The organism is Streptomyces sp. NPDC058674, from assembly GCF_042716505.1.
Taxonomy (GTDB): Bacteria; Actinomycetota; Actinomycetes; order Streptomycetales; family Streptomycetaceae; genus Streptomyces.
Map to the genome: position 1 here is coordinate 37,879 of NZ_JBHXSC010000052.1, position 13,910 is coordinate 51,788.

Consider the following 13,910-nt stretch of genomic DNA (forward strand, 5'->3'; position numbering starts at 1 on the left):
AGACAGTGTTCACCGCTCACTGGAATCCCTCTCCCTGGCCATTGCCTGCGATTATGCAGACCCGGCAGGGCCCACCCAACCGTCCGAGAGGCCATAACCGGACACACCGCTCAGGATGGAGATGTTGATCCGGCCTGAGGAGGAATCGATGGCTCAGGATGTGACCACGGAGGCCGCGGGCTCCGGTTCCGGCCCGCGGAAGTCCGGCCCCGCCTCCGAACACACCACCCGCGAGGTGCTCGTCTCGATCGGCGCACTGCTGCTGGGCCTGCTGATCGCCGCACTCGACCAGACCATCGTCTCCACCGCCCTGCCGACCATCGTGAGCGACCTGGGCGGCATGGCGCACCTGTCCTGGGTCGTCACCGCCTACATGCTCGCCTCGACCGCGGCCACCCCCCTGTGGGGCAAGCTCGGCGACCAGTACGGACGCAAGAAGCTCTTCCAGTACGCCATCGTCCTCTTCCTGATCGGTTCCGCCCTGTGCGGTCTCGCCCAGGACATGCCGCAGCTCATCGGCTTCCGCGCCCTCCAGGGCCTGGGCGGCGGCGGACTGATGGTGCTGTCGATGGCGATCGTCGGCGACATCGTCCCGCCCCGCGAACGCGGGAAGTACCAGGGCCTCTTCGGCGCCGTCTTCGGCGCGACCAGCGTGCTGGGCCCCCTGTTGGGCGGCCTGTTCGTGGACCACCTCTCCTGGCGCTGGGTCTTCTACATCAACCTCCCCATCGGACTCGTCGCGCTCGTCGTCATCGCCGCCGCCCTGCACATCCCGGCCCGCTCCTCGAAGCACACCATCGACTACCTCGGCACCTTCCTCATCGCCTCCGTGGCCACCTGCCTCGTGCTCGTCGCCTCCCTCGGCGGCACCTGGGGCTGGGGCTCCCCCCGGATCATCGGGCTCGCCGTCCTCGGAGCCGTCCTGCTCGCCGCCTTCGTCCTCGTGGAACGCAAGGCCGCCGAACCGGTCCTGCCGCTGAAGCTCTTCCGCATCCGCACCTTCACCCTCTGCTCGGTGATCAGCTTCGTCGTCGGTTTCGCGATGTTCGGGGCGATGGTCTACCTCCCGACGTTCCTACAGGTCGTCCAGGGCGTCTCCCCCACCATGTCCGGCGTCCACATGCTGCCGATGGTCCTCGGCATGCTGATCTCCTCCACCGCCTCCGGCCAGATCGTCAGCCGCACCGGCCGGTGGAAGGTCTTCCCGATCGCCGGCACCGGCGTCACCGCCCTCGGTCTGCTCCTCCTCCACCAGCTCCACCGCACCAGCTCCACCTGGGAGATGAGCGTCTACTTCTTCGTCTTCGGAGCCGGGCTCGGCCTGGTCATGCAGGTCCTCGTCCTGGTGGTGCAGAACTCCGTCAGCTATGCCGACCTGGGCGTCGCAACCTCAGGTGCCACCTTCTTCCGCTCCATCGGCGCCTCCTTCGGCGTCGCGATCTTCGGCACGATCTTCACCAACCTGCTCGACGACAAGCTGGTCTCCGTCCTGCGGGGCGCCGCGCTGCCGCCCGGCGTCGGCCCCGCCCAGTTGGAGGCGGACCCCCGGGCCATCGGCGTGCTCCCGGCCGAGCTGCGCCCGCGCGTCCTGGACGCCTACGCGACCGCCATCACCGACGTCTTCCTCTACGCCGTGCCGATCGTGCTCATCGCCTTCGTCGTTGCGTGGTTCCTCAAGGAGGACACGCTCCGCGGCTCGGTGACCGCACCCGACGTGAGCGAGACACTCGCCTCCAACCCCGTCCAGCGCTCATCCCACGACGAGGTCGCCCGCGCCCTGTCGGTGCTGGGCACCCGCGAGGGCCGACGCCACGTCTACGAGAAGATCACCCAGAAGGCGGGCTACGACCTGCTGCCCGCCTCCAGCTGGCTGCTGCTGCGGATCAACAAGTACGGCTCCGCCGACCCGGCCGTCCTGGCCGAACGCACGAACGTGCCCCTGAAGGTCATCACGGACGCCGCCCGCCAGATCGAGGGGCGCGGGCTCGCCACGCGGGAGGGGCTGTCGCTGATCGCGACCGAGAAGGGGCGCGAGAGCGCGGCGAGACTCTCCGCCGCCAGACAGGAGTCCCTCGCCGAACTGCTCGGCGACTGGTGGGGACCCGACCGCCCGACCGACCTGATCAAACTCGTCCGCGAGCTCAACGCCGACCTATGCGGCTCCGACGCCGAAGAGCCTTACGATTCCGCGCCCCGGCGCGACCACGCCGCGCACTAGCCGGCCGCCGATCCACCCCCTGCCGCGCCTCCGCCCCCGGACCGTCCCGACCCGTTCCGGACCGTCCCGACCCGGTGCTCAGAGTGTGCTCGTGAGCAGGTTCTTCTCGAACCAGTGCTCCGCATACGGGCCGGAGTTGTACGCAGGTATCTCGGCGTAGCCCCGGCGCGCGTACAGCGCGCGGGCCTCCACGAGGTCCGACCGGGTGTCCAGCCGGACCCGCTCCGCGCCCATCGCGCGGCCCTGCGCTTCCAGGACCTCCAGCAAGGCCGCCCCGCCTCCGGTGCCGCGGGCGCGCGGGTCGACATACACCTTGGTGAGCTCGGCGGTGACGGGGCCGGTCCGGGGGTCGAGCAGGCGTATTCCGCCGCACGCCAGGGGGCGCGCCGTCCCGTCTGCCGACCACGAACCGGCCCGTCGGAGGGACCAGCCCGTCATCGGGGAAGTCCAGCAGCCCCGCGTCGATCTCGGTTTCCGTCACCGGGCGGTTCCAGTACCGGCCGGCCACCTCCGCGTAGTAGGCGCGGCGCAGGGCGACGGCGTCCGGGGAGTCGACCCGCTCGGGGGCGACTGCCCACGCACCTGCCCGCCCCAGGGCCCCGCCGCCTCCGCGCCCTTCTGCGTCGCGTGCGACGGGCGGAGGTGTGGCCCGTGCGTCAGGCCGCATCCTCGCGCTCTGTTCGTCCTGCTCGCTGTACGTGTACGTGTTCATGGGGCCATTGTGGAGTTCGGTCGGCGAGGGCCGCGTGGAATATCCACAGCGTCGGGCCGATGATAGGAAAAGGGGGCGTTCCCGCACGTGGAGGGTGTGAACGATCATGTCGGAGCATCCGGACTGTGCCCTGATCCGCCGCGGCTACGAGGCCTTCGGCAAGGGCGACATGGAGACCCTGGGCACGCTGATGACGGCTGACGTCATCCACCACGTACCCGGCAGCAACCCGCTGTCAGGGCACCACAAGGGGCGGGAAGCCGTCCTCGACCTCTACCGCCGGCTCGGGCAGGAGACGAAGGGCACCCTGCGGGTGGACCTGGAAACCGTCCTCGCCGACGGCCGGGGCCACGTGATGACCTTCCACACGTCCCGCGGCGACCGCGGCGACCGGGGGATCGAGATCCGCGGCGGCCTGTTCTGCACCGTCATCGGCCACAAGATCACCGATATCGACGAGTGCACCGAGGACATCGACGAGGCCGACGCCTTCTGGGCCTGACGGCCGACGCCTGCTGGGCCTGACGGATGAGGGGTGACGGCAGGGCAGGGGCAAGGAGCGCCGCCCGGGGCGCCGCCCCCGGGCGGCGCTCCCCGCCCCGTCACACCGGTACCGCGGCCTCAGCCCTTCTTCGGCGCCGCCTGCTGCACGACCTCGAACGACCACACCGAAGAGGCCGAAGCCGCGGGCTTCGGACGTCCTTCGCCTTCGCCGCCGCCCTGCCCGCCGCCCTGGTGAGCGGCCTTCATCGGACCTTCCATCCACGCCTGGAAGTCCTCCTCCGAACGCCACCGCGTGTAGACGAGGTACTGGTCAATGCCCTCCACGGGCCGCAGCAGCTCGAACCACTCGAACCCGTCCGAGCCCTCCACGGCGCCCGCCCGGGAGGCGAAGCGCTGCTCCAGCACCTCCCTCTGCTCTGCCGGAACGGTGAGTGCGTTGATCTTCACGATGCTCATGCGGGCCATCCTAGGTATCCCGCGGGGGATATCGTCGTCCCGGTAATCACACGCGGTACGAAACGCGGCAGCCAGGCGAAGTCGGGGTTGCGGTCAACAGGGCGGGAGGCCGGCGAGGCGTGGCTAACGCGGCAGAGCACAGTGGTGCGACCGGACATGCCGGGGTCATAGGCGATAGCGGCAGACTGGGGGCGGTACGCCTCCTGCTGTGGGCGCTGGCGGGTGCGCTCGCCGTCAGACAGGCCGCCGCGGTGCTGCGCGTGCCGCCAGGCGAGTGGCTCAGCGGATTCCACCTCCCCGGCAGCCTCCCCGGCTCGCTGTACGACGCCGGGCAGTTCACCGGGACCCCCTTCGCCGGGTTGGTCCTCAAGCCGCTCACCGGCTTCGCCGCCCCGTCGCTGGAGGTGGCCTGGACCTGCGTGACGCTGCTGTGCGTCGCCGCCATCGGGCTCGTCGCCGCGCGCGGCCTGCCCGATCCCGTCCCGCGGCGCACGGCCCTGCTGGCCGCACCCGTGCTGACCGCGCTGATGATGGTCTCGCTGCCCGTCCGCGAGGCCGCCTCGCCCGGCCAGACGGCCGTGCTGCCGGTGCTGCTCGTGCTGCTGGCCGTCTTCCGGGTGCCCGCCGACCGGCCCGCCGGCCTGCTGATCGGCCTCGCCGCCGCGCTCCAGCCCGCGCTCCTGCTCTTCGCGCCGCTGCTGTGGGCGGCGGGGCGCCGCCCCGCCGCCCACACCGCCGCCGTGACCTTCGCCGGAGCCACCGCGCTGTCGTGGGCGGCCATGCCGCGGGACTCGTGGACGTACTGGGTCGAGCACCTGGCCGGAGCCGGCCTCGGCGGCGCCCCGGGCGGCCCCGCCCACCAGTCCCTGCACGGCGCACTGCTGCGCCTCGGGATGAGCGGGCCCGGCGAGATCGCCCTCTACGCCGCCCTCGCGGCCGGAGCCGTCTGGATCGGCCTGCGCCGCGCCGCCCGCTACGCCCGTGACGGGCAACTGTTGCTCGCCGTGGCCGTCACCGGTTGCGTGGCCGTCGCCGTGTCCCCGGCCGGCTGGCGCCACCAGCTGCTGTGGGTGCTGCTCGCCGTCGCCGGCAAGGTCGGCAAGCGCGCCGCCGACCGGCCCGTGTGGCCCGTTGCGGTGGTCCTGGCGCTGACCCTGCCCAGCGACGTGCTGCTGCCCAACCTGGCCGCGCTGGCCCCCGTACGGGACAACGTGCTGCTGCTGACCGCCCTGGCGGCGGCCTGCGCCGTGCCGTTCCTGCCGCGCTCGGCGCCGCACTGGCGGGAGCCCGTACCGACCGCGTACGGGCGCCCGGCGACCGCCCGGTGGGCGTGGGTGCCGCTGCTGCCGTTCTGGCGGCGGGTCCTGTCCCGGCCGAACCTGCTGCTGGAACTGCTGCTGATACGCGTCGGGTACTCGCTGTACTCGCACATCCGCGCCGCCGCGCCCACGAGCCGCTCGCTCGCCGAGGGCAACGCCGACGAGATCCACGGGATCGAGAAGGCGCTCGGCATCGACATCGAGCACGCCGTGAACCACGCGGTGGTGGACACGCCCTGGCTGGAGGGGTTCTTCAACTTCTACTACACCTCCTTCCACTTCGTGGTGCCGCTGGCGATCCTCGCCGTGCTGTACTGGCGCCGGCCGGGCGACTACCGGTGGGCGCGGGCCTCGCTGGGGCTGGCGACGGTGCTGGCCCTGGCCGGTTTCTGGCTGTACCCGCTCGCGCCGCCGCGGCTGATGCCGGGGCTCGGCTTCATCGACACCGTGCACGGGCCGCAGGACCTGGCCAACCCGTCGTACGGGGCGATGACCGCGATCTCCAACCAGTACGCGGCCATGCCCTCGCTGCACTTCGGGTGGTCGCTGTGGTGCGGCATCGTGATCGTCGTGCTGGCGCCGAAGGGGTGGCAGAAGCTGCTGGGGGCGCTGCACCCGCTGATCACCGTGTGCGCGATCGTCGCCACCGCCAACCACTGGGTGCTGGACGCGGTGGGCGGGGCGGTCGTGGTGGGTGCGGGCTTCGGGCTGGTGTACGTGCTGTCGGGGCCGCGCGGAGCGGTTGCCTCGGGGGCGGCGGGCCTGCCCGTGCCGAGGCCGCGGGGCGCGGCGGAGGACGGGGTTGTGGCCGCTGCGCGGAGCCGGTAGCCGTCCGGCGGTGGGCGGGTGCGGCGCCGGTGCCGGGGGGCTCTGCCCCCGGGCCCCCGCGCCTCAAACGCCGGCGGGGCTGGTTCGGGGGCGGTGGCGGTCGGTGGGGCGCCTGTGCCCGAAGTGGCGGGCGGGGCTGTCCGTGCCGAGGCCGCGGGGCGCGGCGGAGGACGGGGTTGTGGCCGCTGCGCGGAGCCGGTAGCCGGTAGCCGTCCGGCGGTGGGTGGGTGCGGCGCCGGTGCCGGGGGGCTCTGCCCCCGGGCCCCCGCGCCTCACACGCCGGCGGGGCTGGTTCGGGGGCGGTGGGGTGCTGCGTCAGGTGCGGGTTACCCGCAGTTCCTTGATGCCGTTCAGCCAGGCCGCGCGCAGTCGGCGGGGTTCCTCGCCGGTCAGGCGCAGGTCGGGCAGGGCGTCGGCCAGGGCGTTGAAGATGAGGTCGATCTCCATCACGGCCAGGGACTTGCCGAGGCAGAAGTGCGGGCCGCCGCCGCCGAAGCCGAGGTGCGGGTTCGGGTCGCGGGTGACGTCGAAGCGGTCCGGGTCCGTGAAGACCTCGGGGTCGTGGTTGGCGGACGAGTAGAACAGGCCCACCCGGTCGCCCGCCTTGATCTTCTGGCCGCCCAGTTCCAGGTCCTGGGTCGCGGTGCGCTGGAAGGACACCACGGGCGTGGCCCAGCGGACGATCTCCTCCGCCGTCGTCGAGGGGCGGGTGCGCTTGTACAGCTCCCACTGGTCGGGGTGGGTCAGGAAGGCGTGCATGCCGTGGCTGATGGCGTTGCGGGTGGTCTCGTTGCCCGCGACGGCCAGCAGCAGCACGAAGAAGCCGAACTCGTCGGAGCCGAGGTTGCCCTGCCCCTCGGCCGCCACCAGCTGCGTGACGATGTCCTTGGCCGGGCACTCCTTGCGCTCGGCGGAGAGGTTCATGGCGTAGCCGATGAGCTCCATCGCCGCGTTGGCGCCGACCTCCTCGGTGATGGCGTACTCGGGGTCGTCGTAGGCGACCATCTTGTTCGACCAGTCGAAGATCCGCGAGCGGTCCTCCTGCGGTACGCCGATCAGCTCGGCGATGGCCTGGAGCGGCAGCTCGCACGCCACCTGCGTGACGAAGTCGAAGCTGCCGTCGGCGGAGGCCGCCGCGGCCTCCTCGACGATCTTCCGGGCGCGGTCCCGCAGGGCGTCCTCCAGGCCGCGGATGGCCCGCGGGGTGAAGCCGCGCTGCACGATCTGGCGTACCCGGGTGTGTTCCGGCGGGTCCATGTTCAGCATGATCAGTCGCTGGGCATCGATGGCATCACGCGGGATGTGCTCGTTGAAGCGGATGATCGCGGTGTTGGTGGTGGAGGAGAAGAGCTCCGGGTGCGTGGAGACGTACCTGACGTCCGCGTGCCGGGTCACGACCCAGTAGCCCTCGTCGTCGAAGCCGGTGACGCCGCGCCGCTGGGCACACCACGACACGGGCGCGGTCTGTCGCAGCCGGGCGAACTCCGGGAGCGGTACGCGGCTTTGGAGCAGATCGGGGTCGGTGGCGTCGAAGCCTTCGGGCAGCGCGGGGCAGGACATCGGGCGACTCCAAAGTCTGACGGCCCATCAGAGATTGGCTTGAAGGTAGTAACGAGTTCCAGAAGTGACAAGGGTGGGCGCGTCAACTGTTGCGTGTGGAATCCGTGCAGGCCGCGTGCAAGACCCTTGCGTGAGGGGGCCTGCGGTCATAAGACTGCGGGGGGAACTAGAACGCGTACTAGTTCGGGCGGGGCGCCGGGACGGCCCGCCGCGCTGGCGCATGCAGGAGAGGACGAGCTCATGGCCGCGGAACCCGTCATCGTCGAAGCCGTACGCACCCCCATCGGCAAGCGTGGGGGCGCGCTCGCCAACCTCCATCCCGCCTACCTGCTCGGCGAGACCTACCGCGAACTCCTCGCCCGGACCGGAATCCGGCCCGACTGCGTCGAGCAGATCGTCGGCGGCACCGTCACCCACGCGGGCGAGCAGTCGATGAATCCGGCCCGCAACGCCTGGCTCGCCATGGGACTCCCGTACGAGACCGCCGCGACCACGGTGGACTGCCAGTGCGGCAGCTCGCAGCAGGCCAACCACATGGTCGCCAACATGATCTCCGGCGGGGTCATGGACATCGGCATCGCCTGCGGCGTCGAGGCCATGAGCCGGGTGCCGCTGGGCTCGGGCTCCAAGCACGGCCCCGGCAAGCCCTTCCCGGACGAGTGGAACGTCGACCTCCCGAACCAGTTCGAGGCCGCCGAGCGGATCGCCCGCCACCGGGGCCTGACCCGCGAGGACGTGGACCGGCTGGGAGTGCTCTCCCAGGAGCGGGCCGCCGCCGCCTGGGCCGAGGAGCGCTTCAAGCGCGAGACGTTCGCCGTGCAGGTGCCGACGACCGAGGAGGAGCAGGCGGCCGGGCAGGGCATGTGGCGCCTGGTCGACCGGGACGAGGGGCTGCGGGACACCAGCATGGAGGCGCTGGCCCGGCTCAAGCCCGTCATGCCGACCGCCGTGCACACGGCCGGGAACTCCTCGCAGATATCCGACGGGGCCGCCGCCGTGATGTGGGCCTCCCGCAAGATGGCCCGCGCGCTCAAGCTGCGGCCGCGGGCCCGGATCGTCGCCCAGGCCCTGGTCGGCTCGGACCCGCACTTCCACCTCGACGGGCCGATCGACGCGACGCGCGCCGTGCTCGGCAAGGCCGGGATGTCCCTGAAGGACATCGACCTCGTCGAGATCAACGAGGCCTTCGCCTCCGTGGTCCTCAGCTGGGCCAAGGTCTTCGACCAGGACCTGGAGAAGGTCAACGTCAACGGGGGCGGGATCGCGCTCGGCCACCCCGTCGGCGCCACCGGCGCCCGGCTGATCGCCACCGCGCTGCACGAGCTGGAGCGCCGCGACAAGGAATTCGCGCTGGTCGCCATGTGCGCGGGCGGCGCGCTGGCGACCGGCACGATCATTCAGCGCCTGTGACCCGCGCGGGCGCGCTCTGAACCCAGTGGGATGGGAAAGTCGAAGGCCCCGGTGGCCGGACCTGGGGAGGTCGGGCTGCCGGGGCCTTCGCACGCGTTCTGGTGGAGCTGTTGCTGCAACCGCTGCTTCAACCGCTGGTGCGGGCGCAGGGACGGGTGGTGCTGGTGGTGCTGGTGCGGCGTCTGCTGCCACTGGGATGCCAAGCCGGGGGTCGGCTTAGTACCAGTGGTGGGACTGCCAGAACTTCCAGGCGCCGGCAGGGCTGCCGTAGCGGGAGTTCATGTAGTCCAGGCCCCACTTGATCTGGGTGGCCGGGTTGGTCTTCCAGTCGGAGCCCGCGGAGGACATCTTCGAGGCCGGCAGGGCCTGGACCAGGCCGTAGGCGCCCGAGGAGGAGTTCGTGGCGGTGTGGTTCCAGCCGCTCTCGCGGGACACGATGTTGTTGAACGCCGCGAACTGCGCCGGGTCCTTGATCATCTGCTGCGCGATCGCCTTGGCGTTCATCGGGGCGGCCTGCGCGGGGACGGTGGCGAGCATCGAGCCGGCGACTCCCAGGGCGAGGACGGAGCCCACGAAGGTCTTCTTGGAAGCGGCGATGCGGCGGATGACGGTGTGGGACACGGAATGCCTTTCACAGGGGACAGGATCAGCCGCAGGCATGCCGGAGGCATGCGTGAGCCACTCACGCGGTGGAGAGGGGTTCGTCGGCGGGGGGTGAAGCACCCGTGCCGCCTTGCGACTCATCCAGTTCTACAGACGCCCCGACGGCGTGGCAACGTCCCCTCTTACTAGTGGGCCTCGCAGTCGGGGCGGATCGGCCCCCCTCGGCCGCGATCACCGTCCGTGCAGGTGGCGACCGGTTCGAGGGGGTCTTCAGGGGACGTTCGGGGGCTACTAGGCCTGCTCGTATGTGACGCACGTCCTGTGGGGCGGGTCACCGCCGACCGGCCCGGATCTCACGCTCCGCAACCGTACGTACCCTGTTGAGGGGGTAGTCGAAAACGGACTAAACCCCCGAATCAAAGGAAATCGGGGCACCGAACGCCGCTTTACGGGTCGCCCGCCGCAAGGCCTTCAACAGCGTGGCCCCGAGCGTCAGCGTCAGTACGACCGTCAGCGCGGCCCGCCCCAGGTCCCAGCCCACCGAGGTCGCCAGGCAGTACGCGACGAACCGCGCCAGATTCGCCCCCACCGGCTCCGAGGGGTGGAAGGAGACGCCCTGCCCCATGCCCTGCAGGATCACCCAGCCCTGGAGGTTCATGACCGTGCCGTACGCGAACGAACCGACGAAGCCGTACGCGGCCAGCATCAGCAGCTCCGCCCGCCCCCGGATCCGCTCGGGGCCCGGTAGCAGCCCCGCGCCCAGCGAGAACCAGCCCAGCGCCAGCATCTGGAACGGCATCCACGGACCCACCCCGCCCGTCAGCAGCGCGGACGCGAACATCGTCACCGAGCCCAGGACGAAGCCGAAGCCGGGTCCCAGGACCCGGCCGCTGAGCACCATCAGGAAGAACATCGGCTCCAGGCCCGCCGTCCCCGCACCCAGCGGTCTCAGCGCCGCCCCGACGGCCGCCAGGACACCGAGCATCGCCACGGCCTTGGCGTCCATGCCGTCGTCCGCGATGGTCGCGACGACCACGGCGACCAGCAGGGGCAGCAGCGCGGCGAAGAGCCAGGGGGCGTCCTGGGAGTGGGCGAGCCCGGACTGCCGGTCGGCCAGGAGCGGCCAGCCGAACGCCGCGATGCCGATCAGGGTGACCAGGACCAGGGCCGCGGCGGCCCGCGGGCCGATCCGCACGGGACGGCTCACGGCGCGGCTCACGGAGTGCCTCCCCGGGTGGCTCCCGGGGAGCCCGCGGTGTCGAGGGCGTCGGCGACTTGGCCCACCGTGAGCCAGTGACCCGGCGCCAGGACCTTCGCCACCTGCGGCGCGAAGGCGGGCGAGGACACGACGACCTCGGCCGTCGGACCGTCGGCGACGATCTCGCCGCCCGCCAGGATCACCACCCGGTGCACCAGCTCGGCGGCGAGCTCCACGTCGTGCGTGGCCAGCACGATGGCGTGGCCCTCCGCCGACAGGGCCCGCAGGATCTCGATCAGGCGGGCCTTGGCGGCGTAGTCCAGGCCGCGGGTGGGCTCGTCGAGGAGGAGCAGTGCGGGGCGCCCGGTCAGCACCAGGGCCAGGGCGAGAGCCAGCCGCTGGCCCTCGGAGAGGTCGCGGGGGTGGGTGTCGTCGGCCACGTCCGGGAGCAGGGCGGTGACCAGGCCGCGGCAGGTGCCGGGGGCGGCGCCGGCGTCGGAGTCCGCGGCGGCGCACTCGCCGGCGACCGTGTCGGCGTACAGGAGGTCGCGCGGCTCCTGCGGGACGAGGCCCACCCGGCGGACCATCTCGTGCGGCGGGGTGCGGTGGGGCGTGCGGCCGCCGACGGCCACGGAGCCGGAGGCGGGGGCGACCGTGCCGACGAGGGCGGACAGCAGGGTGGACTTGCCGGCGCCGTTGCGTCCCATGAGGGCGATGACCTCGCCGGGGGCCACGCTCAGGTCGATGCCGTGCAGGACCTCTGCGCGGCCGCGCCGGACGGTGAGGTTTCTGGCCTCGGCCGGTCCTGCGGGGCGCCCCGTGTCGTGCCCCGGGCCGGGGGCTTCGGCGGGGGGCGCGTTCCGCCGGAGCAGGCGCGCGAACAGGCCGGGGGCTCCGCTGTCGGGGGCTGCGCCCCCGGACCCCCGCGCCTCACACGCCGGCGGGGCCGGACGGGTCAGCCGTCCGCCGAGCAGGCCAGAAGCGGACTCGGGCGCCGGGTGTGCGGCATGGGCCGGGGAGGTTTCCGGGGTGGGAGTGGGGGTGGCGGTGGGAGCGGGGGCGGCGGTGAGGCGGGCGCGGAGCGGGGCGGCCAGGCGGCGGGCGTCGCGGACCGAGAGGGGCAGCGGGGACCACCCCGCGAGGCGGCCCAGGGACACCACCGGCGGGTGGACCGGCGAGACGGCCATGACCTCGGCCGGGGCGCCCAGGACGGGAGCCGCCCCCGGGGCCGGCAGCAGCAGCACCCGGTCCGCGTACTGCACCACCCGCTCCAGGCGGTGCTCCGCCATCAGGACGGTGGTGCCGAGGTCGTGGACCAGCCGCTGGAGGACGGCCAGTACCTCCTCCGCCGCCGCCGGGTCCAGCGCGGACGTCGGCTCGTCCAGGACCAGCACCCTCGGGTGCGGGGTCAGGACCGAGCCGATCGCCACCCGCTGCTGCTGGCCGCCCGAGAGGGTCGCGATGGGCCGGTCGCGCAGCTCGTTCAGGCCGAGCAGGTCGAGGGTCTCCTCCACCCGGCGCCGCATCACGGCGGGCGCCAGGCCCAGGGACTCCATCCCGTACGCCAGCTCGTCCTCCACCACGTCCGTCACGAAGTGCGCGAGCGGGTCCTGTCCCACCGTGCCCACTACGTCCGCCAGCTCGCGGGGCCGGTGCGTGCGCGTGTCACGGCCCGCGACCGTCACCCGCCCGTGCAGCGTCCCGCCGGTGAAGTGCGGGACCAGCCCCGAGACGGTGCCCAGCAGGGTGGACTTGCCGACCCCCGACGGGCCGACGAGGAGCGTCAGCTCGCCCTCCGGGACGACCAGGTCGACGCCCCGGAGGGAGGGGGCGTCCGCGCCCCGGTAGGTGACCGACACCTGCTCGAAACTGATCACTGCGACGCCTCCTGGGGCGGTACGGGGGCCACGAAGGCGGGAAGCAGGCCGATCAGGATCGCGGCCGCCGGCCAGAGCGGGAGGTCGGGTGAGGCCAGCGGGACCACGCCCGGGTGCAGGCCGTCCGGGTCGGCGGTGCCCGCGTGGACGAGGAGGGCGGCGACGACCGCCCCCGATCCGGCGACCAGCCAGGCGCGCGGGCCCCAGCGGTCGGGCCGGTAGCGGGTGCGCGCCGACCGGCGCCCGCCCAGGCGCAGCCCGCCCAGGGCCAGGATCAGGCCGATGCCGAGCACGGGAAGGCCGTACGCCGCCCCCTGCGCGGCCAGCAGGCCGTACGTGCCCGCGCACATCCCGAGCAGGCCGCCCAGGGTGAGGACGTTGGTGGTGTGCCGGACGGCGGGCGGGACCTGTGCCGTGCGGCCGTAGCCGCGCGCGTCCATCGACGCGGCGGTCGCCACCGAGCGCTCCAGGGCGCCCTCCAGGACCGGCAGGCCGATCTGGAGGACGGCCTTGACCCCGCCGGTGGGGCGGCCCCGGAGCCGGCGCGCGGTCCGCAGCCGGACGACGTCGGCGACCATGTTCGGCGCGAAGGTCATGGCGACGACGACGGCGACCCCGGCCTCGTAGAGGGCGGCCGGGAGGGACTTCAGCAGCCGGGCCGGATTGGCGAGGGCGTTCGCCGCCCCGACGCAGACGAGGAGGGCGGCCAGCTTGGCGCCGTCGTAGAAGGCGAAGACCAGCTGCTCGGCGGTGACCCGGCCGCCGAAGCGGATGCCCTGGGCCCAGGCGGGCAGCGGGACCTCGGGGAGGGTGAACAGCGTGTGCGAGCCGGGGATGGGGGAGCCGAGCAGCATGGAGAAGACGAGGCGCAGGCCGATGACGACCAGGCCGAGCTTGAGGAACGCCCCGTAGGACCGGGCCCAGGGGGCGGCGGTGCGCCGGGCCGCGACCACGTAGCCGGCCACGCCGACGACCAGCCCGAGGAGCAGGGGGTTGGTGGTGCGGGAGGCGGCGGTGGCGAGCCCGAGGGCCCACAGCCACCAGGCCCCCGCGTGCAGGGCGTTGCCGCGGGTGGCCTCCGGCGCCTGCCAGGGCCTGCGGCGCCCGTACGGGGTCCCCCGCGCGGGGTCGGCCCCGCGCGGGACGGCGCCGCCGCGGCCGTACGCCGTCCCGGGCGCGGGACCGGCGGGCCGCCGGGCGGACGCCGCGGGCGGGAGCCCGGCGC

General features: G+C 72.9%; 10 protein-coding genes and 1 pseudogene. 4 read left to right on the forward strand and 7 right to left on the reverse strand.

The genetic code is table 11. From position 1 onward, the window contains the following. Positions 1-148: 148 nt before the first annotated feature. Entirely contained in the window at positions 149-2,218 is a 2,070-nt protein-coding gene (locus ACFWU6_RS24170; protein ID WP_383982996.1) for a DHA2 family efflux MFS transporter permease subunit, read from the forward strand. 78 nt (positions 2,219-2,296) lie between these two features. Here the strand turns inward: ACFWU6_RS24170 and ACFWU6_RS24175 are convergent. Beyond that, a pseudogene (locus ACFWU6_RS24175) lies at positions 2,297-2,885 on the reverse strand (GNAT family N-acetyltransferase). A 151-nt stretch (positions 2,886-3,036) separates the two neighbouring features. On the opposite strand from ACFWU6_RS24175, the gene ACFWU6_RS24180 reads away from it, so the two are divergent. Next, the gene (locus ACFWU6_RS24180; protein WP_383982998.1) at positions 3,037-3,432 is read left to right on the forward strand and encodes a nuclear transport factor 2 family protein; all 396 of its coding nucleotides are present in this window, start codon (positions 3,037-3,039) and stop codon (positions 3,430-3,432) included. 119 nt (positions 3,433-3,551) lie between these two features. Here the strand turns inward: ACFWU6_RS24180 and ACFWU6_RS24185 are convergent, their stop codons facing one another. Beyond that, positions 3,552-3,890: an antibiotic biosynthesis monooxygenase family protein gene (locus tag ACFWU6_RS24185; RefSeq protein WP_383983000.1), complete on the reverse strand. Its 339-nt coding sequence runs from the start codon at positions 3,888-3,890 to the stop codon at positions 3,552-3,554. 119 nt (positions 3,891-4,009) lie between these two features. Here ACFWU6_RS24185 and ACFWU6_RS24190 point away from each other — a divergent pair, with 119 nt between their 5' ends. Continuing rightward, entirely contained in the window at positions 4,010-6,037 is a 2,028-nt protein-coding gene (locus ACFWU6_RS24190; protein WP_383804716.1) for a bifunctional glycosyltransferase 87/phosphatase PAP2 family protein, read from the forward strand. A 315-nt stretch (positions 6,038-6,352) separates the two neighbouring features. Here ACFWU6_RS24190 and ACFWU6_RS24195 read toward each other — a convergent pair whose 3' ends face one another. Beyond that, a complete protein-coding gene (locus ACFWU6_RS24195; RefSeq protein ID WP_383804713.1) occupies positions 6,353-7,597 on the reverse strand; it encodes a cytochrome P450 in 1,245 nt (414 codons plus the stop codon). A 240-nt stretch (positions 7,598-7,837) separates the two neighbouring features. Here ACFWU6_RS24195 and ACFWU6_RS24200 point away from each other — a divergent pair, with 240 nt between their 5' ends. Continuing rightward, positions 7,838-9,007: a steroid 3-ketoacyl-CoA thiolase gene (locus tag ACFWU6_RS24200; protein ID WP_383983002.1), complete on the forward strand. Its 1,170-nt coding sequence runs from the start codon at positions 7,838-7,840 to the stop codon at positions 9,005-9,007. Between the two features lie 216 nt (positions 9,008-9,223). On the opposite strand, the gene ACFWU6_RS24205 is transcribed toward ACFWU6_RS24200, so the two are convergent. From ACFWU6_RS24205 to ACFWU6_RS24220, 4 genes are all read right to left on the reverse strand, one after another. Then, positions 9,224-9,667, reverse strand: a complete 444-nt coding sequence (locus ACFWU6_RS24205) for a transglycosylase SLT domain-containing protein (protein ID WP_383804709.1) — start codon at positions 9,665-9,667, stop codon at positions 9,224-9,226. Between the two features lie 346 nt (positions 9,668-10,013). Next, a complete protein-coding gene (locus ACFWU6_RS24210) occupies positions 10,014-10,829 on the reverse strand; it encodes an ECF transporter S component (RefSeq protein ID WP_383983004.1) in 816 nt (271 codons plus the stop codon). Further along, the gene (locus tag ACFWU6_RS24215; protein WP_383983006.1) at positions 10,826-12,685 is read right to left on the reverse strand and encodes an ABC transporter ATP-binding protein; all 1,860 of its coding nucleotides are present in this window, start codon (positions 12,683-12,685) and stop codon (positions 10,826-10,828) included. Before ACFWU6_RS24215 ends, ACFWU6_RS24210 begins: the two co-directional genes overlap by 4 nt. After that, positions 12,682-13,910, reverse strand: a 1,229-nt coding sequence (locus ACFWU6_RS24220) for an energy-coupling factor transporter transmembrane protein EcfT (protein ID WP_383983008.1), incomplete at its 5' end; no start/stop codon positions are given. The genes ACFWU6_RS24220 and ACFWU6_RS24215, both read right to left, overlap by 4 nt.